24 protein-coding genes are annotated in these 21432 nt (G+C 42.5%); all 24 read right to left on the bottom strand.

The annotated features are described in order from the left end of the window. Window positions 1–2 precede the first annotated feature (2 nt). The 24 genes from rplX to nusG all read right to left on the bottom strand — a co-directional run bounded on the left by rplX (window position 3) and on the right by nusG (window position 21432). Window positions 3–320, bottom strand: a complete 318-nt coding sequence (gene rplX, locus GO003_RS06765) for a 50S ribosomal protein L24 (RefSeq protein WP_159658976.1) — start codon at window positions 318–320, stop codon at window positions 3–5. A 12-nt stretch (window positions 321–332) separates the two neighbouring features. Then, window positions 333–701, bottom strand: a complete 369-nt coding sequence (gene rplN, locus GO003_RS06760; RefSeq protein WP_159658977.1) for a 50S ribosomal protein L14 — start codon at window positions 699–701, stop codon at window positions 333–335. 37 nt (window positions 702–738) lie between these two features. After that, window positions 739–1002, bottom strand: coding sequence for a 30S ribosomal protein S17 (gene rpsQ / locus GO003_RS06755; RefSeq protein ID WP_159658978.1), 264 nt, complete (start codon window positions 1000–1002; stop codon window positions 739–741). Next, window positions 999–1196 carry a 50S ribosomal protein L29 gene (gene rpmC / locus GO003_RS06750; RefSeq protein WP_159658979.1) on the bottom strand — a complete coding sequence of 66 codons (198 nt, stop codon included), beginning with the start codon at window positions 1194–1196 and terminating at the stop codon, window positions 999–1001. Before rpmC ends, rpsQ begins: the two co-directional genes overlap by 4 nt. Next, window positions 1196–1609, bottom strand: a complete 414-nt coding sequence (rplP, locus tag GO003_RS06745) for a 50S ribosomal protein L16 (RefSeq protein WP_159658980.1) — start codon at window positions 1607–1609, stop codon at window positions 1196–1198. Before rplP ends, rpmC begins: the two co-directional genes overlap by 1 nt. A gap of 16 nt (window positions 1610–1625) precedes the next feature. Beyond that, entirely contained in the window at window positions 1626–2297 is a 672-nt protein-coding gene (gene rpsC, locus GO003_RS06740) for a 30S ribosomal protein S3 (RefSeq protein WP_159658981.1), read from the bottom strand. A gap of 8 nt (window positions 2298–2305) precedes the next feature. After that, the gene (gene rplV, locus GO003_RS06735) at window positions 2306–2641 is read right to left on the bottom strand and encodes a 50S ribosomal protein L22 (protein ID WP_159658982.1); all 336 of its coding nucleotides are present in this window, start codon (window positions 2639–2641) and stop codon (window positions 2306–2308) included. 9 nt (window positions 2642–2650) lie between these two features. Further along, window positions 2651–2923 (bottom strand): 30S ribosomal protein S19, encoded by a 273-nt coding sequence (gene rpsS / locus GO003_RS06730; protein ID WP_159658983.1) that lies wholly within the window; start codon window positions 2921–2923, stop codon window positions 2651–2653. 12 nt (window positions 2924–2935) lie between these two features. Continuing rightward, the gene (gene rplB / locus GO003_RS06725) at window positions 2936–3763 is read right to left on the bottom strand and encodes a 50S ribosomal protein L2 (protein ID WP_159658984.1); all 828 of its coding nucleotides are present in this window, start codon (window positions 3761–3763) and stop codon (window positions 2936–2938) included. A 42-nt stretch (window positions 3764–3805) separates the two neighbouring features. Continuing rightward, a complete protein-coding gene (gene rplW, locus GO003_RS06720; protein ID WP_159658985.1) occupies window positions 3806–4105 on the bottom strand; it encodes a 50S ribosomal protein L23 in 300 nt (99 codons plus the stop codon). Then, window positions 4102–4722, bottom strand: a complete 621-nt coding sequence (rplD, locus tag GO003_RS06715) for a 50S ribosomal protein L4 (RefSeq protein ID WP_159658986.1) — start codon at window positions 4720–4722, stop codon at window positions 4102–4104. The genes rplW and rplD overlap by 4 nt, the downstream gene beginning before the upstream one ends. Before the next feature lie 3 nt (window positions 4723–4725). Beyond that, entirely contained in the window at window positions 4726–5376 is a 651-nt protein-coding gene (gene rplC, locus GO003_RS06710) for a 50S ribosomal protein L3 (RefSeq protein ID WP_159658987.1), read from the bottom strand. Between the two features lie 19 nt (window positions 5377–5395). Then, the gene (gene rpsJ / locus GO003_RS06705) at window positions 5396–5707 is read right to left on the bottom strand and encodes a 30S ribosomal protein S10 (protein WP_159658988.1); all 312 of its coding nucleotides are present in this window, start codon (window positions 5705–5707) and stop codon (window positions 5396–5398) included. A gap of 5 nt (window positions 5708–5712) precedes the next feature. After that, window positions 5713–6903, bottom strand: coding sequence for an elongation factor Tu (gene tuf, locus GO003_RS06700; protein WP_159658989.1), 1191 nt, complete (start codon window positions 6901–6903; stop codon window positions 5713–5715). Window positions 6904–6926: 23 nt separating this feature from the next. Continuing rightward, window positions 6927–9023 (bottom strand): elongation factor G, encoded by a 2097-nt coding sequence (fusA, locus tag GO003_RS06695; protein WP_159658990.1) that lies wholly within the window; start codon window positions 9021–9023, stop codon window positions 6927–6929. A 22-nt stretch (window positions 9024–9045) separates the two neighbouring features. Next, window positions 9046–9516: a 30S ribosomal protein S7 gene (gene rpsG / locus GO003_RS06690; protein WP_159658991.1), complete on the bottom strand. Its 471-nt coding sequence runs from the start codon at window positions 9514–9516 to the stop codon at window positions 9046–9048. A gap of 18 nt (window positions 9517–9534) precedes the next feature. Further along, entirely contained in the window at window positions 9535–9909 is a 375-nt protein-coding gene (rpsL, locus tag GO003_RS06685) for a 30S ribosomal protein S12 (protein ID WP_159658992.1), read from the bottom strand. Between the two features lie 175 nt (window positions 9910–10084). Beyond that, window positions 10085–14290 (bottom strand): DNA-directed RNA polymerase subunit beta', encoded by a 4206-nt coding sequence (rpoC, locus tag GO003_RS06680; RefSeq protein WP_159659003.1) that lies wholly within the window; start codon window positions 14288–14290, stop codon window positions 10085–10087. Window positions 14291–14373: 83 nt separating this feature from the next. Continuing rightward, window positions 14374–18450, bottom strand: coding sequence for a DNA-directed RNA polymerase subunit beta (rpoB, locus tag GO003_RS06675; RefSeq protein WP_159658993.1), 4077 nt, complete (start codon window positions 18448–18450; stop codon window positions 14374–14376). 128 nt (window positions 18451–18578) lie between these two features. Beyond that, a complete protein-coding gene (gene rplL / locus GO003_RS06670) occupies window positions 18579–18947 on the bottom strand; it encodes a 50S ribosomal protein L7/L12 (RefSeq protein ID WP_159658994.1) in 369 nt (122 codons plus the stop codon). Window positions 18948–18991: 44 nt separating this feature from the next. Then, the gene (gene rplJ, locus GO003_RS06665) at window positions 18992–19486 is read right to left on the bottom strand and encodes a 50S ribosomal protein L10 (protein ID WP_159658995.1); all 495 of its coding nucleotides are present in this window, start codon (window positions 19484–19486) and stop codon (window positions 18992–18994) included. 194 nt (window positions 19487–19680) lie between these two features. After that, on the bottom strand, window positions 19681–20373 hold the full coding sequence (rplA, locus tag GO003_RS06660; RefSeq protein WP_159658996.1) for a 50S ribosomal protein L1: 693 nt from the start codon (window positions 20371–20373) through the stop codon (window positions 19681–19683). Beyond that, a complete protein-coding gene (gene rplK, locus GO003_RS06655; protein WP_159658997.1) occupies window positions 20373–20804 on the bottom strand; it encodes a 50S ribosomal protein L11 in 432 nt (143 codons plus the stop codon). Before rplK ends, rplA begins: the two co-directional genes overlap by 1 nt. A gap of 94 nt (window positions 20805–20898) precedes the next feature. Further along, window positions 20899–21432, bottom strand: a complete 534-nt coding sequence (nusG, locus tag GO003_RS06650; protein ID WP_159658998.1) for a transcription termination/antitermination protein NusG — start codon at window positions 21430–21432, stop codon at window positions 20899–20901.

The raw sequence follows: 21432 nt of genomic DNA, 5'->3' as shown, positions 1-21432 counted from the left end.
CCTTATGCGTCAACAACTTCTTTTGTTGATTTAAAAAACCTGACTTTTTTTCCATCATCTAGAAACTTTAAGCCGATACGATCTGCTTTTTGTGTTGCTGGGTTATACAAACCAATATTGGAAATATGAATTGGCATATCTTTTTCAACGATACCACCGGAAACCCCTGCATTAGGATTACCTTTTTGATGTTTTTTAACTTGATTTACGCCTTCTACCAAAACTTTTTCATTTGAAAGCACTTTAATTACTTTTCCGCGCTTTCCTTTATCTTTTCCGGTACGAACTAAAACTTCATCGCCTTGTTTTATCTTTTGCATTTTGACCCTCTCTTACAAAACTTCAGGAGCTAGTGAAATAATTTTCATAAATTTTTCACCCCTAAGTTCACGAGTTACTGGGCCAAAAATACGGGTACCCAATGGTTGTAATTGGTTATTAAGTATGACAGCAGCGTTGCCATCAAAACGAATAACAGATCCATCTGCTCTTCTAACACCCTTACGGGTACGAACTACCAAAGCATTATAAACTTCACCCTTTTTTACTCTTCCTCTCGGAATTGCATCCTTGACACTGACTTTTATAATGTCTCCAATGTTAGCGTAGCGTCTATGTGAGCCGCCCAGCACTTTGATACACATGACCTTTTTTGCGCCGCTATTATCGGCAACGTCAAGGTTAGTTTGCATCTGAATCATGATTAATTCCCAATTATTTCAGTTATTTCAATTGTATTTATTTGTTCGCACTTTCTAGGATATCAACAAGCATAAACGTCTTTCTTTTTGATATCGGCCTTGATGGAGTAATCGAGACAATATCGCCTTCTTGACACCGGTTAGATTCATCATGTGCTAACAACTTAGTTGATCGCTTTATATATTTTCCATATACAGGATGCTTTACGATCCGCTCAACTAGTACAGTAATTGTCTTATCCATTTTATTACTGACTACTTTCCCACTGAGCGTGCGTACCTTGGTATTTTGCTCTGTCATACTGCTGCACTCGCGCTTTCGTTGATAATTGTTTTAACACGAGCAATTTCGCGTCTTACTCTTTTTATTTCATTAGGTTTAGCTAACTGACCAGTCCCTTTTTGCATTCTTAAATTGAACTGTTCCTTAGACAGTTCAACTAAAACAGCGATCAGATCGTCTTTTGTTTTTTGACGCAATTCACTAGCTTTCATTACATTATCGTCCGAGCGGTAAAAGTTGTCGTTATAGGCAATTTTGCAGAGGCAAGCGCGAAGGCCTCTCTGGCTAATTCTTCAGGCACGCCTTGTATTTCATACAACATTGTACCTGGTCTAATTTGTGCAACCCAATATTCTACACTACCTTTCCCTTTACCCATACGAACTTCTAAAGGTTTTTTTGTAATGGGCTTGTCAGGGAAGATTCTTATCCATATTTTACCGCCACGTTTTACATGACGTGTTATTGCTCTTCTAGCGGCTTCAATTTGACGGGCTGTTAATCTGCCCCTTGATGTCGCTTTTAATCCAAATTCACCAAAGCTAACAGATGAACCGCGAACGGCTATTCCATTATTTCGGCCCTTATGTTGTTTACGAAATTTTGTTCTTTTAGGCTGAAGCATGACTAATTCCCTTCACCTATTTCTTAGGTTCTTGATTAATGGTTGCCTTATGGCTTTCGATATCAAATACTTCACCTTTGAATATCCAGACTTTTATGCCGATTATTCCATAAGTAGTATTGGCTTCTGCCGTGCCATAATCTATATCTGCTCGAAGTGTGTGCAATGGCACCCGGCCTTCTCTATACCACTCGGTACGCGCAATTTCGGCACCGTTCAAACGACCAGCAACGTTGATTTTTATACCTTCAGCGCCCAAGCGCATGGTATTCGTAACGGCTCTTTTCATTGCCCGCCTGTACATAATCCGTTTTTCCAGCTGCTGAGCTATGCTCTCGGCAACCAGTTGAGCATCCAACTCCGGCTTTCTTATTTCTTCAACGTTCAGTTGTACTGGAACACCGATCATTGCAGAAATTTCTTGTCTCAATTTATCGATATCCTCGCCTTTCTTTCCTATCACTATCCCTGGACGTGCAGTATGGACCGTTATGTGAGCATTGCTGGCTGGTCTATTAATTTGAATTCTACTAATAGAAGCATGAGCCAGTTTTTTTCTTAGGAATTCTCTTACCGTCAAATCTTGATGCAGAAATAAAGGGTAATCATGACTATTCGCGTACCATCTGGAATTCCAATCTTTTACAATTCCTAAACGGATACCTGTTGGATGTACCTTTTGTCCCATTTTCGCCTCTATTGGTGTTCTGCAACTTTGATTGTTATATGACAAGTTCTTTTCAATATATGATTAGCTCGTCCTTTAGCTCTGGCTTTGAACCGTTTCATGGTTCGCCCTTCATTTACAAATACTGTTGTCACACGTAGCTCATCTATATCCGCACTATCATTGTGTTCAGCATTTGCGATTGCAGACTCTAGAATTTTTTTAATTATCGCGGCTGCTTTTTTCGTACTGAAAGTCAAAGTTGACAATGCTTTTTCTACGGGTAAACCACGTATCTGATCACCGACTAACCTAGCTTTTTGGGCAGATAATGGCGCATTCTTTAATTTCGCTGAAATTTCCATAATTCGCCCCTACCTTGATTTCTTATCGGCAACATGGCCTTTGTAAGTTCTTGTTGGAGCGAACTCCCCCAACTTATGACCTATCATGTTCTCAGATATCAAGACAGGTACGTGCTGACGCCCGTTATGAATAGCTATTGTCAAGCCAAGCATTTCAGGGACGATCATTGATCTTCTAGACCAAGTTTTAATCGGTTTCCTATTATTTGTCTTTACGGCATCTTCTACTTTATTATGAAGATGATGATCTATAAAAGGACCTTTTTTAATTGAACGTGGCACGCTAATTCCTCTCTATTTCTGCTTACGGCGTCTGACAATCATATTGTCTGTACGTTTGTTTTTTCTTGTTTTGTAACCCTTGGTCGGTGTTCCCCATGGTGAAACAGGGTGCCTACCGCCTGATGTTCTTCCTTCACCACCACCATGCGGGTGATCTACAGGGTTCATTGCAACACCACGAACAGTTGGCCTTACACCTCTCCAGCGCTTGGCACCGGCTTTACCTAGCGAAGTCAGGTTATGTTCCGAATTTGAAACCTCACCGACTACAGCTCTGCAATCAGCCATTATTTTTCGCATTTCTCCGGATCTTAATCTCACCGTTACATGCGCACCATCTCTAGCTACCAATTGTGCAGATGCACCAGCGCTTCTGGCTATCTGAGCACCTTTTCCAGGTTTTAGCTCCAAGCAGTGAATGGTTGTACCTAAAGGCATGTTACGCAATGGCATACAATTACCGGGCTTGACTGCTGTCGTTTCAGCTGAAAGCACCTCTTGCCCTACAGTCATCCCCTTAGGCGCGATAATATATCTTCTTTCTCCATCCTTAAACAGGATTAAAGCTATATTTGCTGTTCTATTGGGATCGTACTCAAGACGCTCAACAACACCAGGTATATCAGATTTATTTCTTTTGAAATCAATAATTCGGTAGTGGTGTTTATGACCTCCACCGACATGACGTGTTGTTATACGCCCCTGATTATTACGTCCACCGTTCTTGCTGTTTTTATCTAGCAATGGAGCGAATGGCTTACCTTTATGTAATTCATCGTTCTTGACACGTACTACAAACCTAGATCCAGCTGATGTAGGTTTTGATTTTACAATAGCCATGTTTTCTACCGTTTCCTATTGATCTTTAATTCTTAAACTTTATTAAGCAGCAGAGAAATCTATGTCATGACCTTCTTTAAGCTTTACATAAGCTTTTTTCCAGTCTGAACGCTTTCCTAAAATCTGTCCAAATCTTTTACTTTTACCTTTAACATTCAAGACTCTGACAGAATCAACCTGAACCTGAAACATCAGTTCTACAGCTTTCTTGATTTGTGTCTTTGTCGCATTCTTTTGAACTTTAAACGCAAACTGTTTATTTGATTCAGCCGCTACCGTACTTTTCTCGGAAATAATCGGTGCCTGCAGCACGCTTGCTAGAGTGTAATTCAACATACTCATGCTAATCTCTCTTCTAATTGTTGTAAGGCTTTAGAAGTAATAATCACTTTATCTGCAGCTATCAAAGAAACAGGATTTATATTCTCAGATGAAATCACATTAACGTTGGGAATATTTCTTGCTGACAAAGCCAAGTTGAAATCGATCTCATCGGTAATGATCAAAATTTTTCTGCAATCCAAGTCTTTAAGTTTTGCGACTAATTCTTTGGTTTTTGGCGTTGTAGGCAAAATATCATTACTTACAACCAATCGATTTTGTCTTATAAGTTCTGACAAAATACTTCTGACTCCGACCCGAAACATTTTTCTATTAAGTTTCTGATCAAAAGAACGCGGTTTTGCAGCAAATGTAACACCACCAGTTCTCCATATAGGACTTCTTGTTGTGCCCGATCTCGCTCTGCCTGTTCCTTTTTGACGCCAAGGTTTTGCTCCTCCACCGCTTACTTCGGCACGAGTTTTCTGAGCTTTGGTACCTTGTCTAGCGCCTGCCAAGTATTTTGTTATTAACTGATGAACTAATGTTTCGTTATATTCCTGACCGAATATAGCTTCAGTTACTTCTACTGAACCTGCTGAATCCTGATTATTTAATGCTGGTATATTTAAAGCCATGTTTTAAACCTTATTACGCTTTTTGACAGCGGGAGTAATTATTACATCCCCACCTTTTGCGCCAGGAACCGCACCCTTGACCAAGATAAGATTTCTTTCTTTGTCAATTTTATGAATCTTCAGATTATCAACGGTCCGCGTGACTGCTCCCATTTGACCTGCCATTTTTTTCCCTTTGAATACTCGTCCGGGAGTTTGGTTTTGGCCAATAGATCCTAATACTCTGTGCGATAAGGAGTTACCGTGAGTTGCATCCTGCATGCTGAAGTTATAACGCTTTACACCTCCGGCAAAGCCTTTACCAATACTGGTTCCTTGAACATTGATAAACTGTCCTTCCGAAAAAATATCAACTGGTAATTCAGCACCAACAGAGAAATCTTCACCTTCTCCGTCATCTAGTCTAAATTCCCAGAGTCCTCTGCCAGCTACCATATTTGCAGCAGCATAATGACCTGAAAGGGGCTTTGATACCCTAGATGATTTTTTTTCACCAGCAGTTACCTGAATTGCACGGTACCCGTCTTTCTCTACATTTTTTATTTGGGCAATGCGGTTAGAATCTATTTGAAGTACAGTTACCGGAACTGAAGTACCGTCTTCACAAAATATTCTGGTCATACCACATTTACGACCAACAAGACCTATTGACATTTGCCAATTCCTCTACTTTCTAATTCAATTTAATCTGAACGTCTACACCGGCTGCTAAATCCAGCTTCATCAGAGCGTCAACGGTTTTTTCTGTTGGTTCAACTATGTCTAATAACCGTTTATAGGTTCTTAATTCATACTGATCCCGGGCATCTTTATTGACATGGGGAGATATCAAAATTGTAAAACGTTCTTTTTTAGTAGGCAGTGGAATGGGACCCTTAACTTGAGCTCCAGTTCTTTTTGCTGTTTCTACTATCTCACCAGCAGATTGATCAATTAATTTATGATCGAATGCCTTTAGTCGGATTCTGATTGTTTGGCTCGACATTCTGTTTACTCAATGATTGAAGCAACGACACCCGCACCCACTGTGCGTCCACCTTCACGAATTGCAAAACGCAATCCATCTTCCATAGCGATCGGTGCTATTAGTTTGATTTCTACGGTGATATTATCGCCGGGCATTACCATTTCTACACCTTCTGGTAACTGCACTGCGCCAGTTACGTCGGTGGTTCTGAAATAGAACTGCGGACGGTAACCGTTAAAGAAGGGCGTATGACGTCCTCCTTCATCTTTCGATAATACGTAGATTTCTGAATTGAAATGCGAGTGCGGCTTGATGGTGTTTTTATGTGCCAATACTTGACCACGCTCTACATCGTCTCTTTTCGTGCCTCTTAATAACACCCCCACGTTGTCGCCTGCTTGACCTTGATCCAGCAATTTGCGGAACATTTCAACACCGGTACAGGTCGTTGTCGTGGTAGGTCTAATACCTACGATTTCTATTTCTTGACCTACTTTGATGATTCCGCGCTCTATTCTGCCGGTAACCACGGTTCCGCGGCCTGAAATAGAAAATACGTCTTCGATTGGCATCAGGAACGGCTGATCGATTGCGCGTTCTGGCTCGGGTATGTAAGTATCTAAGGCCTCTACCAATTTGATTATTGAAGGAATGCCGATTTCACTGGTATCGCCTTCCAAGGCTTTCAAGGCTGAACCGACGATCAACGGTGTATCGTCTCCTGGAAATTCGTACATATCCAACAGCTCTCTGACTTCCATCTCAACCAGCTCAACCAACTCGGCATCGTCAACCATGTCGGCTTTATTGAGATAAACCACGATGTAGGGCACACCTACCTGTCTGGCCAACAAGATATGCTCTCTGGTTTGAGGCATTGGACCATCAGCTGCTGAACAGACCAGAATCGCGCCATCCATCTGCGCAGCACCGGTAATCATGTTTTTGACATAGTCAGCATGTCCTGGGCAATCTACGTGTGCATAATGACGTGCTTCTGATTCGTATTCGACGTGTGCTGTCGCAATGGTAATACCCCGTTCACGCTCTTCAGGTGCATTATCAATCTGATCGTAGGCTTTGAAGGTGCCTCCACGCAAATCCGCCATGACTTTCGTCAATGCCGCCGTTAAGGTCGTCTTGCCATGATCGACGTGACCAATGGTTCCTACGTTTACATGGGGTTTTTTACGTTCAAATTTTTCTTTGGACATGAGTCAATACCTGTGTTTATTCACTATGAAACTTTTTTTATAATTGCTTCTGCAACGTTTGCTGGTGCTTCTGCGTATCTTTCAAATTGCATACTATATGTTGCACGCCCCTGTGTTGCAGAACGCAAATCAGTCGCATAACCAAACATTTCCGCTAACGGCACTTCGCACGTTATTTGTTTTCCAGATGGCGTATCATCCATTCCATGAATTATACCTCGCCTTCTATTGATATCACCGACCACATCTCCCATGTAATCCTCCGGTGTCATCACTTCAACTTTCATAATCGGCTCTAGCAATACCGGATTAGCTTTTTTAGCGCCTTCTTTGAATCCAATTGATCCAGCAATTCTGAAAGCCATCTCACTCGAGTCGACATCATGATAAGAGCCATCGGTTAAACTAACTTTGACATCAACAACAGGGTAACCGGCTAAAACTCCATTTTCCAACTGCTCTTGTATACCTTTGTCAACTGCTGGTATATATTCCTTAGGAACAACACCACCCACAACTTCATTGACAAATTCATAACCTGTGCCTGGTTCTTTAGGTTCTATTCTTAACCAAACATGTCCATATTGGCCTTTTCCTCCAGACTGCCTTATAAATTTCCCTTCCTGCTCGACCGTCTTCCTGATCGTTTCTCTGTAAGCAACCTGGGGAGCACCTACGTTAGCCTCCACACCGAATTCCCTTTTCATCCTGTCGACTATAATCTCAAGATGCAGCTCACCCATCCCGGCAATAATTATTTGACCAGACTCTGAATCTGTATTCACCCTAAAAGACGGGTCTTCTTGGGCGAGCTTACTTAAGGCGACACCCATCTTTTCCTGATCCGCTTTAGTTCTTGGTTCAACCGCGACTGAAATGACCGGCTCAGGAAAATCCATCTTCTCTAAAACGATAATTGACTTCAGGTCGCAAAGTGTATCGCCGGTAGTAACATCCTTTAAGCCTATTGCAGCCGCAATATCGCCAGCCTGCACTTGCTTTATTTCTTCCCTGGAGTTTGCATGCATTTGAACAAGACGCCCAATGCGTTCTTTTTTCATTTTTGTAGCGTTGTAAACTGCATCACCCGAATTTAAAACACCGGAGTAAACTCTGAAAAAAGTCAATGTACCGACAAAAGGATCTGTTGCAATTTTAAAAGCTAGCGCTGCAAAAGGTTCCGCATCATCTGCATTTCTTACTTCTTCCGAATCCCCATCATCCACCAAACCACTTATTGGCTTCACATCCCCAGGCGATGGCATGTATTCAATCACCGCATCCAGCATGGCTTGAACGCCCTTGTTTTTAAAAGCAGAACCACATAACGTGGGCACCACTTCATTTCTAAGTGTTCGTACTCTTATACCTAGCTTAATCTCTTCATCTTCTAACGTTCCTTCGTTTAAATACTTGTCCATTAATTCATCATTTGCTTCAGCAGCAGATTCAACCAGATGTTCGCGCCATTCTTTACAAAGGCATTCCATTCCTACTGGTATCTCTTTTTCCTTAAATTCAACACCTTTTGTAGAATCATCCCAATAAATTGCCTTCATCTTAATAAGATCGACAATTCCTTCGAAGTTTTCTTCAGCGCCAATAGGCAACTGCAACGGAACAGCTTTGCTTCCTAAACGATCCTGGATTTGCTTAACCACACGCAAAAAGTCAGCACCCGATCTGTCCATTTTATTGATGAAAGCCAATCGCGGAACATGATATTTATTTGCCTGCCGCCACACTGTTTCTGATTGCGGCTCTACTCCGCCTACAGCACAAAATACCGCACAGGCACCATCTAATACTCTCAGCGATCTTTCTACTTCTATCGTGAAATCTACATGACCCGGCGTATCTATTATGTTTATTCGATGCACATGGAACTGCTTGGACATCCCACTCCAGAAACAAGTGGTTGCCGCAGAAGTAATAGTTATGCCTCTTTCCTGCTCTTGCGCCATCCAATCCATGGTTGCCGCACCGTCGTGTACTTCACCTATCTTGTGTGAAACACCTGTGTAAAATAGAATTCGCTCGGTTGTTGTTGTCTTTCCAGCGTCTATATGAGCCATTATTCCAATATTACGATAACGACTTATAGGGGTTATTCGGGACACCTGCGAACCTTATTTTATTTCATTACCAACGATAATGTGAGAATGCCTTGTTGGCATCGGCCATTCTATGCGTTTCTTCTCTCTTCTTTGCTGCAGCACCTCTATTCTCAAAAGCATCCAGCAATTCACCCGCTAATTTTGCCGGCATATTTTTTTCGTTTCTTTTTCTTGCTGCATCTATTAACCATCTCATAGCCAAAGCCGAACGACGGGAAGAACGCACTTCAACTGGAACCTGATATGTAGCACCACCTACGCGCCTTGATTTCACCTCAACGCGAGGCTGAACATTTTCCAAAGCTTTGGTCAATACTTCCAAGGGCTCTGCATGACCTTTTGTCTCAATGACATCCAAAGCACCGTAAACAATGCTTTCCGCCACGGACTTTTTGCCGCTAACCATAACCATATTCATAAACTTGGACAGCATGACACTGCCAAATTTAGGATCCGGTATGACATCTCTTTTTGCTGCAACTCTTCTTCTAGACATTCAATTCACCAACCGACATTAGGCTTTAGGTCTCTTTGTTCCATATTTAGAACGACCACATTTTCTATTTTTGACACCTGAAGTATCCAGACTACCACGCACTACGTGATAACGCACACCAGGCAAGTCCTTTACCCGACCACCCCTTATCAGGACAACCGAATGCTCTTGAAGATTATGCCCTTCACCGCCGATATAGCTACTTACTTCAGATCCGTTTGTAAGCCGTACCCGTGCAACCTTCCGCAATGCGGAATTTGGCTTTTTAGGAGTAGTAGTATATACCCTGGTACATACACCTCTTCTTTGCGGACACGCCTCTAATGCCGGCACATTGCTTTTTTCTATTTTTCTAGCACGCGGCTTACGAACCAATTGGTTGATCGTGGCCATAACTTTGACACTCCAATATTTAATTTACCTGTTTAGCAATAAAAATAACCGCTGAGCATAAATCTATGCGCAGCGGCCATGATGCTTAAACCTGATTTATCATGTTAGCTCATTCGAGCCAATTATAGTAACGCCTAACTTTTATCAGGTCAAGCCAATTTAATAAAAATGCTTTCTATTCAGTATTTAACGCTTGTTTAAGCGCCTCTTCTACTTCATCTGTATCTACAGAGGACATTGATTCACTTTCAATAGAAGGCTCGTTTAATGCGGTTTGTCTTCGCGCATGCCTTAGCTCATGATAAGCCAAACCTGTTCCAGCCGGGATTAACCGACCTACGATTACATTTTCTTTTAGTCCATGCAATCCGTCACTCAAACCTCTAACTGCTGCGTCAGTCAGAACGCGAGTTGTCTCCTGGAAAGAAGCTGCTGATATGAATGACTCGGTAGCTAACGAAGCTTTTGTTATTCCCAAAAGAATGGGTTCAATCGTTGCCGGAATTTTGCCTTCCGTTTCCATCTTTTCGTTTACTTCTCTTACTAATGAACGCTCAACCTGATCGCCTTTCAAGAAGTCTGTATCACCGGAAGACAATATCTCAACTTTTCTAAGCATTTGACGAATAATGGCTTCAATATGCTTATCATTGATTTTTACACCCTGTAATCTGTATACATCCTGTATTTCTTTGACCAAATAGTTAGCAAGCTCTTCGACTCCCCTCAATCTCAGGATGTCATGCGGAGTTAACTCGCCTTCTGCAATTGTTTCACCTTTTTCAACATATTCCCCTTCGAAAACCGTTATATGCCTCCACTTTGGAATCAAAGTTTCAAACTGCTCGCCGGTTGAGTCTGTTATGACAACCCTTTGCTTACCTTTTGTCTCTTTTCCAAACGATATAGTGCCACTTGTCTCGGCAAGAATTGCAGGATCCTTCGTTTTTCTTGCTTCGAATAAATCGGCAACGCGAGGAAGACCCCCGGTAATGTCCCGTGTTTTACTTGATTCCTGAGGGATTCTTGCTAATACATCGCCCACCCTGACCTTTTCTCCGTCTTTAATACCCGCAATCGCTCCGGTTGGCAAAAAATACTGAGCAGGTATATCGGTTCCGGGAATATTAATTGACTCTCCCGATTCAGCCAGTAACTTGACCATCGGCCTCAGTTCTTTACCAGCACTGCCTCTTTGTTTTGGGTCGATTACGACTAAAGAACTTAGACCGGTAATTTCATCTGATTGTTGTTGTACAGTTACACCATCAACAAAATCATTCAGAATTACAATACCCTCTACTTCTGTAATAACAGGGTGAGTATGTGGATCCCAATTTACAATTATTTGACCTGCGTTTACTTTACTACCTTCCTGCACAGATAATACCGAGCCGTAAGGTATTTTGTATCGCTCACGTTCACGCCCATAATCGTCGACAACGCCAACTTCGCCTGATCGGGAGACCGCAACCAGATTGCCTTCTCTATTGGTTACTGTTTTTAAGTTACTCAACTTGACTGTTCCAGCCGATTTAACCTGGACGTTGCTTATGGCTGCCGAACGTGATGCTGCACCACCGATATGGAAAGTACGCATGGTTAACTGGGTGCCCGGTTCACCGATGGATTGCGCCGCAATAACACCTACTGCCTCACCGATGTTGACCACATGCCCGCGAGCCAAATCGCGACCGTAACAAGACGCACAGACGCCAAAGCGATTCTCACAGGTAATGATTGACCGGACATAAACCTGATCAATACTGTTTTCCTCCAAGACTGACACCCAATGCTCATCAAGTAAGGTACCGCCCTTGACCACTACATTTTCGCCAGCAGCATCTTTCACGTCACTTATGATAACCCGGCCCAATACTCGCTCAGACAATGGCTCAACAACATCACCGCCCTCAATGATCGGCATCATCATCAATCCTTGATTTGTACCACAGTCTTCTCCGGTAATCACCAGATCCTGTGCCACATCGACCAAACGTCTTGTCAGGTAACCTGAGTTAGCAGTTTTTAAAGCCGTATCAGCCAAACCTTTACGAGCACCGTGCGTTGATATGAAATATTGCAGTACGTCTAGACCTTCACGAAAGTTAGCTGTAATGGGTGTCTCAATAATTGAGCCATCAGGCTTTGCCATCAAACCTCGCATCCCTGCTAATTGACGGATTTGCGCTGCTGAACCCCTAGCGCCGGACTCTGCCATCATGAAAATTGAGTTGAAGGATTTTTGTTTCAGTTTATTTCCTTTTGAATCAATTACCTCATCTTCACCCAGCCCTTCCATCATCACCTTGGCAACCTGATCATTGGCATGCGACCAAATATCAACAACCTTGTTGTATCGCTCACCGTCTGTAACCAGACCTGATGAATATTGGTTCTGAATCTCATTAACTTCGGCTTCAGCCATTTTAATGATATCGACTTTTTTGGCTGGAATTGCCATATCTTCAATACCAAAGGAGACACCTGAAATTGTGGCGTATCGGAATCCCAGGTACATCAGTTGATCAGCCAGTATGACTGTCTCCTTGATACCCAAATGTCGGTAGCAATAATTGATCAACTTGGATATATTCTTTTTGGTCATATCGCAGTTGATTACCGAATAAGGCACTCCTTCGGGGATAATTTCCCATATGAGACCACGACCTACAGTTGTATCCACTCTATAGGTCTTTGAAACCGTTTCGCCATCATCCGAAATCAGCTTTTCAGTAATTCTTAAATTAATCTTTGCCTGCAATTCAACTGACTTGCATTCAATGGCCTTATGTATTTCGGCTGTAGAAGCAAAAATACTCTTTTCACCTCTGGCATTAATCTTCTCTCTGCTGATGTAATACAAACCAAGAACAACGTCTTGGGATGGATTAATAATGGGCTCACCGTTTGCCGGCGAGAGAATATTATTAGTCGCCATCATTAATGTCCTTGCCTCGAGCTGAGCCTCGATAGACAAAGGAATATGAACCGCCATTTGGTCGCCGTCAAAGTCGGCATTAAATGCGCTACATACCAGTGGGTGCAATTGAATCGCTTTGCCTTCAATCAGGATGGGCTCAAATGCTTGTATACCCAACCGGTGAAGCGTTGGCGCTCTATTCAGGAGAATAGGATGCTCGCGAATAACTTCTTCCAGAATATCCCATACTTCCGTGCCCTCACGCTCCACCATTTTCTTGGCGGCTTTTATAGTTGTAGCCAGCCCGCGAAGTTGCAGCTTGCTAAAGATAAACGGCTTAAATAACTCCAAAGCCATTTTCTTTGGTAAACCGCACTGGTGGAGACGAAGAGTAGGACCCACCACAATGACAGAACGGCCCGAATAATCGACCCGCTTGCCTAACAGGTTTTGTCTGAAGCGCCCCTGCTTCCCTTTAATCATGTCTGCCAATGATTTTAAAGGTCTTCTATTGGTGCCTGTTATTGCTCTGCCGCGACGGCCATTGTCCAATAACGCATCAACGGATTCCTGCAACATCCGCTTTTCATTTCTTACAATAATGTCAGGCGCATTTAGATCTAATAACCGGTTAAGCCGGTTATTCCTGTTAATCACTCTACGATACAAATCATTTAGATCTGACGTAGCAAAGCGCCCGCCATCCAAAGGCACTAAAGGCCTTAATTCTGGCGGAAGCACAGGAAGAACCTGCATTATCATCCATTCAGGATGATTTTTTGAAGCCACTAACGACTCCATCAGCTTCAGTCGTTTTGAATATTTTTTAATTTTTGTCTCAGAATTTGTGCCGAGTATATCTTCACGAAGACGGGTAATCTCCATTTTTAAATCAATACTCTTCAAGAGCTCATAGACTGCTTCCGCACCCATTTTTGCGACAAAATCATCACCATGATTTTCAACCGCATCCAAATATTCGTCATCAGTCAGCAATTGACCTTTATTTAATGAAGTTGTACCTCCATCGAGGACAACAAAAGACTCAAAATAAAGAACGCGTTCAATCTCACGCAGCGTCATATCGAGCAGTAACGCAATTCTTGATGGCAGTGACTTTAGAAACCAAATGTGTGCAACGGGGCTTGCAAGTTCAATATGCCCCATTCTTTCCCTGCGCACTTTTGACAGAGTGACTTCCACTCCACATTTTTCACAAATCACACCACGGTGTTTGAGACGCTTATACTTTCCGCACAAGCACTCGTAATCGCTGACAGGCCCGAATATTTTTGCACAGAATAAGCCGTCTCTCTCGGGCTTGAACGTACGATAATTTATTGTCTCCGGTTTTTTTACTTCACCGTAAGACCATGAACGGATCATATCGGGAGATGCTAAACCGATTCGTATGGCATCAAAGTCTTCAGTACGACCTTGACGTTTAAGAAAATTCATTAAATCTTTCAAGAGCTAGTCCTCTTTAAATACAATTTAGCAAATGCTAAGAGCAAGAAACTGTAAAGCGATAATGCAAACAATCAATCACTCTCTAATTCAATATTGACACCCAGTGAACGTATCTCTTTTATCAATACGTTAAAGGACTCCGGCATACCGGGCTCCATTTTATGATCACCATCCACAATATTTTTGTACATTCGAGTACGGCCTGTTACATCATCCGATTTCACAGTCAACATTTCTTGTAACGTATAGGCTGCACCGTATGCTTCCAATGCCCACACCTCCATCTCGCCAAACCTTTGCCCACCAAACTGGGCTTTTCCGCCCAATGGCTGCTGAGTAACAAGACTGTAAGGTCCTGTTGAGCGAGCATGCATCTTGTCATCAACCAAGTGATTGAGTTTTAACATGTACATGTAACCTACAGTTACTTCTCTTTCGAAAGGCTCGCCTGTCAACCCGTCATAAAGCACAGTCTGACCATGTTCAGGAAGATCGGCTAAACGTAACATTGTTTTAATTTCTTCTTCAGTCGCCCCGTCAAAAACAGGACTTGCCATCGGAACGCCACCAACAAGATTCTTGGCCAACTCGAGAATTTCAACTTCGTTGAATTCATCCAGGCTTTCTTTACGCCCGCTGCTGTTATAGATTTTTTCAAGAAATGCTTTGATTTCTGCAGCCTGAGCTTGAGCTTCGAGCATTTTCCCTATTTTCAAACCCAATCCTTTCGCGCCCCAGCCTAAGTGTGTCTCAAGCACTTGTCCTACGTTCATCCGGGAGGGTACACCCAATGGATTTAAAACGATATCAACCGGATTGCCGTCAGCCGTATATGGCATGTCTTCTATGGGCCTTATCATTGATATAACCCCTTTGTTACCGTGTCTTCCGGCCATTTTATCACCTGGCTGGATACGTCGTTTAACTGCCAAATAAACTTTTACCATCTTTAAAACACCAGGCGCCAAATCATCACCCATAGTGATTTTTTTACGCTTGATCTCAAATTTAGCCTCGAAATCCTTTCTTCGTTGTTCAATTTGCTCAGCAATAGCTTCGAGCTGCAAATTTATATTTTCATCATCCAGTTTAAACAGCAACCACTGAGACTGTTTCAATTGATCAAGGGTATCTTGTGTAATCGTTTCCCCTGAACTTATTTTTCCAGGGCCTGACTCAATCTTTTTACCCACCAGCATTTTAGCTACACGTGAATAAATGTCCTGCTCTACGATCTTCAGTTGATCATCAAGATCTTTTCTATAACGTTTAATTTCATTTTCTTCGATTTCTAAAGCACGTTTATCCTTCTTAACGCCGTCTCTTGTGAATACCTGAACGTCAATGACAGTGCCTTCTACACCATTAGGAACGCGCAATGAGGTATCTTTAACATCGGCCGCTTTTTCACCAAAAATGGCCCGTAGAAGCTTTTCCTCTGGCGTCAGCTGGGTTTCCCCTTTAGGCGTTACTTTTCCAACTAAAATATCACCACCCTTAACTTCTGCACCAACATAAACGATGCCTGATTCATCAAGCTTGGATAAAGCTTCTTCGCTGACATTAGGAATATCTGCGGTTATTTCTTCAGGATTATGTTTGGTATCTCTAGCCACACAGGTTTTTTCTTCGATATGGATAGTGGTAAAGCGATCTTCCTTAACCACCCGCTCTGAGACCAGAATTGAATCTTCAAAGTTATATCCGTTCCATGGCATGAACGCCACAAGCATATTCTGACCTAAGGCCAATTCACCCATATCTGTCGAGGGGCCATCTGCCAAGATATCACCTTTATTAATGATATCGCCCGGCCTTACCAGTGGCTTTTGGTTAATACAGGTATTTTGGTTGGACCGGGTGTACTTGGTGAGATTGTAAATGTCAACCCCGGGTTCACCCGCCTCTGTTTCTGCATCATTCACGCGGACCACGATTCTTGCCGCATCAACGGCTTCAACGCTACCGCCGCGAGTCGCAACCACACAAACCCCCGAATCCTTCGCAACAGTTCGCTCCATACCTGTACCGACTAGAGGCTTTTCAGCTCTCAATGTTGGTACAGCCTGACGCTGCATGTTTGATCCCATCAATGCGCGGTTAGCGTCATCGTGCTCAAGAAAAGGAATGATTGACGCAGCAACCGAAACAATTTGTTTTGATGATACGTCCATATATTGAACAGTATCAGACATTGCCAATGTAAATTCGTCTTTATACCGGCACGAAACAAGCCCTTCAATCAACTTGCCATTCTCATCTACACCGACACTTGCCTGAGCAATAACATATTCGCCTTCTTCAATAGCGGATAAGTAATCGACCTGATCCGTCACTTTTCCATCTACAACCTTCCGGTAAGGCGTTTCTAGGAAACCATACTCATTGGTTCTGGCATAAACAGATAGAGAGTTGATCAAACCAATATTTGGACCTTCAGGTGTTTCAATAGGACAAACGCGGCCATAATGGGTTGTGTGAACGTCTCTAACTTCGAAACCTGCGCGCTCTCTAGCCAGACCACCCGGCCCTAAAGCTGACACACGGCGTTTATGCGTCACTTGCGATAATGGGTTGTTCTGATCCATGAACTGGGACAATTGGCTAGAACCGAAAAACTCTTTGACAGCAGCGGAAACAGGTTTTGCATTGATAATTTCTTGAGGCATCAATCCTTCTGAATCCGCCAATGTCAATCTTTCCTTGACGGCTCTTTCGACTCTTACCAGACCAACGCGGAACTGATTCTCTATCATTTCACCGACAGATCTAACGCGTCTATTACCCAAGTGATCAATATCATCAACAACACCGTTTCCGTTTCTGATGCTGATCAACTCTTTCAGTACATCAATGATGTCTTCTTTGCTAAGAGTGCTGGTCCCGAGAACTTCATGACGTCCCAAACGGCGATTGAATTTCATACGACCGACACTGGACAAATCATATCTTTCCTCAGTAAAGAAAAGATTTTGGAATAGATTTTCTGCTGACTCCTTGGTAGGCGGTTCACCAGGGCGCATCATTCGGTAGATTTCAACCAACGCTTCTAATTGATTATTAGTGGTATCCACTTTCATCGCATTAGAAATATACGGACCTCTGTCCAAATCATTGACATACAAGGTATTGATCTCCTCAACACCACTATCAATGATTTTTTGTAACAAATCTTCTGTCAATTCGTCATTGACATTTGCAACGATTTCACCCGTTGATTTATTGATCAAGTTATGGCTTAAAATTTTTCCATGAAGGTACCCTCTAGGCACCTCAATTTCAGACATACCAATTTCATTTAACTGACGAATATGCTTGGCAGTGATTCTACGGCCTTCCTCAATCAACACTTTGTCATTTAATTTAAAGTCAAAGGCTGCAATTTCCCCTCTCAAGCGCTCGGGAATAAGATGAAACAGGCATTTATCCGCTGAAAGTGTAAATCGGTTAGTTTCAAAGAAAATCTTGATCATTTCTTCGTTATCGTAACCTAGCGCTCTCAGTAAAATCGTGGCAGGTATTTTTCTGCGCCTGTCAATTCTGACGAAAACACAATCTTTGTGATCAAATTCGAAATCAAGCCAGGACCCTCTGTAGGGAATGACTCTGGCATTAAACAACAGCTTGCCTGATGAATGGGTTTTACCTTTGTCATGATCAAAAAACACACCTGGCGAGCGATGAAGCTGAGAAACGATAACTCGCTCTGTACCATTAATGACAAACGTTCCGTTGTCTGTCATGAGCGGTAACTCACCCATGTAGACTTCTTGTTCTCTTATATCTTTTACAACTTTTGCATTGGCTGGAGCTTCTTTATCGTATATGACAAGACGCACCAACACTCTCAAAGGCGCAGCAAAGGTAGCGCCCCTTTGTTGGCATTCCCTCACATCAAAAGTTGGCTCTCCCAATCTGTATTTCACATACTCGAGTACTGCATAACCTGAGTGGCTTTCGATTGGAAACACGCTTTTAAATGCAGCATGCAAACCAATACTTAACCTTTTTTCAGAGTTCAGACCGGATTGTAAGAAACTGGAATACGAATTAATTTGGGTCGCTAAAAGATAGGGAACTTCAAGTACTTCAGTACTTTTTCCAAAGTTATTACGAATGCGCTTTTTTTCGGTAAAAGAGTAGGCCATATTGCTTCCGTACCTATTTCATCAGGAATTAATTACTGGGATCATTTTCATGAAGCAGTAAAAGGCCGATGACAAAAATTGTCACCAGCCATATTTAAGGGGTTGTTGCCTTTCTTGAATAATCAATTTTACTTGATTTCGACACTAGCTCCGGCGTCTTCAAGTTCTTTCTTCAGTGCGTCAGCATCAGCTTTACTGATACCTTCTTTCAATACTGTTGGAACGCCTTCAACCGCATCTTTGGCTTCTTTTAAGCCCAGACCGGTGATGCTGCGAACCGCTTTAATCGCGCCAACTTTGTTAGCGCCTGCAGCTGTTAGAATTACATCAAATTCTGTTTGCTCTTCAACGACTGCTGCTGCTGCAACAGGAGCAGCCATCGATACTGCTGCCGCAGAAACGCCAAACTTTTCTTCCATCGCAGAAATAAGGTCAACGATTTCCATAACGGACATGTTCGAGACTGCTTCTAAAATATCTTCTTTAGAAATTGCCATTCTTTTTTTCCTCTAATAATAAATTTAATTGGGTAATGCAAAGGTTATGCGGCTTCTTTTTGATCTCTGATCTCTGCTAAAGTCCGCGCCAATTTTTCCACTGGAGCTTTCATAACATACATCAACAAGCCAATACCTTGGTCACGGGTTGGGAGTCGAGCAAGACGTTCTAGCTCAGATCCATCAAAAGCCTGCCCTCCGATCGCTACAATTTTTGTGACAAGTTTATTTTTTGTTTTCGCAAAATCACTTATCAAACGAGCGGCACTGCCTGGATCTTCCATTGAAAATGCCAGTAGCAGAGGACCTACCAATCTGCTTTGCATACACTCAAATTCAGTTCCACTGACGGCTCTTTTTGCCAGTGTATTTTTTACTACCCTTACATAAACACCTGTTTCACGGGCTGTTTTACGTAACTCAGTCAACTCGGTGACTGTCAGTCCACGGTATTCCGCTGCAACAGCAGAATGGGCTTTTGCGGCATATTCAGCAACTTCTTCTACGACAGCTTTTTTGCCATCTAAATTTAGAGCCACAGTTTACCTCCGGTACACTTTCTGATTTTTTATCAGAACTAACAAAATGCATCAATATTTTTGATGCCCCTTACGGTCCCTTTAACCATTTGCGGTTAAGCTCCCGTCTGCGCAGGAAATTAAGTTTAATAAAACACCTGCGGTCTTTGACGGTTGCCGCAGTCTATCCGGGCAACCCAAAGTTCTAATTCTTATTAACTGACTGAGCTCTGGTCAATCCAGATACCAGGACCCATAGTGGATGAAATTGTTATTTTTTTCATGTAAACGCCTTTTGCAGCGCTAGGCTTAGCCTTTCTCAAATCTGAAAGCAAAGCTTCCAAATTTTGTTGTATTGCATCTGCCTCAAAGGTCACCTTGCCAATAGTGCAATGAATGATTCCGGATTTGTCAGTTCTGTAACGTACTTGCCCAGATTTTGCGTTTACTACTGCGGTTGCAACATCGGGAGTTACAGTGCCTACTTTTGGATTAGGCATCAATCCTCTAGGACCTAATATTTGACCTAACTGACCAACCACCCGCATTGCATCAGGTGAAGCAATAACTACGTCGAAGTTCATCACTCCCTTCTTTACCTGATCAGCCAAATCTTCCATACCAACGATATCAGCGCCGGCTTGTAATGCTGCATCAGCATTTGCGCCTTGAGCAAAAACTGCTACACGTACAGTCTTGCCAGTTCCATTTGGCAGCACAGTAGCACCTCTTACGTTTTGATCTGATTTTCTTGGATCTACGCCCAAATTAACACTGACGTCTATTGATTCAACAAATTTATTGGTAGTAAGTTCTTTCAGTAATCCTACCGCTTCACTCACTGTATATTGCTTTGCTCTGTCAATTTTTGATTTAATCAACTTTGCTTTTTTAGATTGCTTAGCCATTACAAACCCTCCACATTAAGTCCCATACTGCGAGCAGTTCCCGCTACCGTTTTAACGGCCGCCTCTAGGCTTGCGGCATTTAAATCGGGCATTTTTGTCTTGGCAATTTCTTCCAATTGCTCTTTAGTGACAGTACCTACTTTGACTTTATTGGGCGTTCCACTTCCACCTTTTATGCCTGCCGCTTTCATTAGCAAAATTGCAGCGGGTGGAGTCTTTGTAATAAACGTAAAACTTCTGTCACTATAAACCGTAATAACAACAGGTGTTGGAAGGCCTTTTTCTAAATCTTGTGTTTTTGCATTGAAAGCCTTGCAAAATTCCATAATATTCACACCATGCTGACCCAATGCCGGTCCAACTGGTGGGCTTGGATTTGCCTCGCCTGCTTTTACCTGTAGTTTTATGTATGCATTAATTTTTTTTGCCATTTTTTTCTCCAGTGTGGGTTATATCGCTTTGCAGCTCCCCAATTAAAAAAATCTCGGGCGTATGCACGCACGAGATTTTATTTTTTCAGCCTGCTTAAATTTTCTCTACCTGATTGAAGTCCAATTCAACCGGTGTAGATCTACCAAATATCAGGACTGATATTCTTAATCTGTTTTTTTCGTAATTGACTTCTTCAATCGTTCCATTAAAGTCTTTGAAAGGCCCGTCATTTACCCTGATCACTTCACCAGCTTCAAATAGAATCTTGGGCCGCGGCTTATTCACGCCTTCTTCGACTCTGTTTAGGATTGCCATTGCTTCTTTATCGGTGATAGGAGCCGGCCTGTCCGAAGTTCCACCAATAAACCCAAGCACTCTAGGCACATCCCTTACCATATGCCAGGTTTCATCTGTCAGTTCCATTTGCACCAGTACGTACCCAGGAAAAAACTTCCTCTCGCTTTTTCTTTGTTGGCCCATCTTCATTTCAACAATTTCCTCTGTTGGAACGAGAATCTTGCCGAAATAATCGCCTAATCCTTCTCTTTTAATTCTTTCCTCAAGGGCTTCCTTAACTTTATTTTCAAAGTTGGAGTAAGCATGAACAACATACCATCGCAAAGCCAT

This window comes from Methylicorpusculum oleiharenae, assembly GCF_009828925.2.
Taxonomy (GTDB): Bacteria; Pseudomonadota; Gammaproteobacteria; order Methylococcales; family Methylomonadaceae; genus Methylicorpusculum; species Methylicorpusculum oleiharenae.
Note: the sequence above shows the minus strand (reverse complement) of the source record. Positions and strands in the feature narration are given on the sequence as shown.

Bases quoted from the DNA above. Each gene is read 5' to 3' on its own strand.
- rplX (WP_159658976.1), bottom strand. From the start codon at position 320: ATGCAAAAGATAAAACAAGGCGATGAAGTTTTAGTTCGTACCGGAAAA.
- rplN (WP_159658977.1), bottom strand. From the start codon at position 701: ATGATTCAGATGCAAACTAACCTTGACGTTGCCGATAATAGCGGCGCA.
- rpsQ (WP_159658978.1), bottom strand. From the start codon at position 1,002: ATGACAGAGCAAAATACCAAGGTACGCACGCTCAGTGGGAAAGTAGTC.
- rpmC (WP_159658979.1), bottom strand. From the start codon at position 1,196: ATGAAAGCTAGTGAATTGCGTCAAAAAACAAAAGACGATCTGATCGCT.
- rplP (WP_159658980.1), bottom strand. From the start codon at position 1,609: ATGCTTCAGCCTAAAAGAACAAAATTTCGTAAACAACATAAGGGCCGA.
- rpsC (WP_159658981.1), bottom strand. From the start codon at position 2,297: ATGGGACAAAAGGTACATCCAACAGGTATCCGTTTAGGAATTGTAAAA.
- rplV (WP_159658982.1), bottom strand. From the start codon at position 2,641: ATGGAAATTTCAGCGAAATTAAAGAATGCGCCATTATCTGCCCAAAAA.
- rplB (WP_159658984.1), bottom strand. From the start codon at position 3,763: ATGGCTATTGTAAAATCAAAACCTACATCAGCTGGATCTAGGTTTGTA.
- rplW (WP_159658985.1), bottom strand. From the start codon at position 4,105: ATGAGTATGTTGAATTACACTCTAGCAAGCGTGCTGCAGGCACCGATT.
- rplD (WP_159658986.1), bottom strand. From the start codon at position 4,722: ATGGCTTTAAATATACCAGCATTAAATAATCAGGATTCAGCAGGTTCA.
- rplC (WP_159658987.1), bottom strand. From the start codon at position 5,376: ATGTCAATAGGTCTTGTTGGTCGTAAATGTGGTATGACCAGAATATTT.
- rpsJ (WP_159658988.1), bottom strand. From the start codon at position 5,707: ATGTCGAGCCAAACAATCAGAATCCGACTAAAGGCATTCGATCATAAA.
- tuf (WP_159658989.1), bottom strand. From the start codon at position 6,903: ATGTCCAAAGAAAAATTTGAACGTAAAAAACCCCATGTAAACGTAGGA.
- rpsG (WP_159658991.1), bottom strand. From the start codon at position 9,516: ATGTCTAGAAGAAGAGTTGCAGCAAAAAGAGATGTCATACCGGATCCT.
- rpsL (WP_159658992.1), bottom strand. From the start codon at position 9,909: ATGGCCACGATCAACCAATTGGTTCGTAAGCCGCGTGCTAGAAAAATA.
- rpoC (WP_159659003.1), bottom strand. From the start codon at position 14,290: ATGAATTTTCTTAAACGTCAAGGTCGTACTGAAGACTTTGATGCCATA.
- rpoB (WP_159658993.1), bottom strand. From the start codon at position 18,450: ATGGCCTACTCTTTTACCGAAAAAAAGCGCATTCGTAATAACTTTGGA.
- rplL (WP_159658994.1), bottom strand. From the start codon at position 18,947: ATGGCAATTTCTAAAGAAGATATTTTAGAAGCAGTCTCGAACATGTCC.
- rplA (WP_159658996.1), bottom strand. From the start codon at position 20,373: ATGGCTAAGCAATCTAAAAAAGCAAAGTTGATTAAATCAAAAATTGAC.
- rplK (WP_159658997.1), bottom strand. From the start codon at position 20,804: ATGGCAAAAAAAATTAATGCATACATAAAACTACAGGTAAAAGCAGGC.
- nusG (WP_159658998.1), bottom strand. From the start codon at position 21,432: ATGGCTTTGCGATGGTATGTTGTTCATGCTTACTCCAACTTTGAAAAT.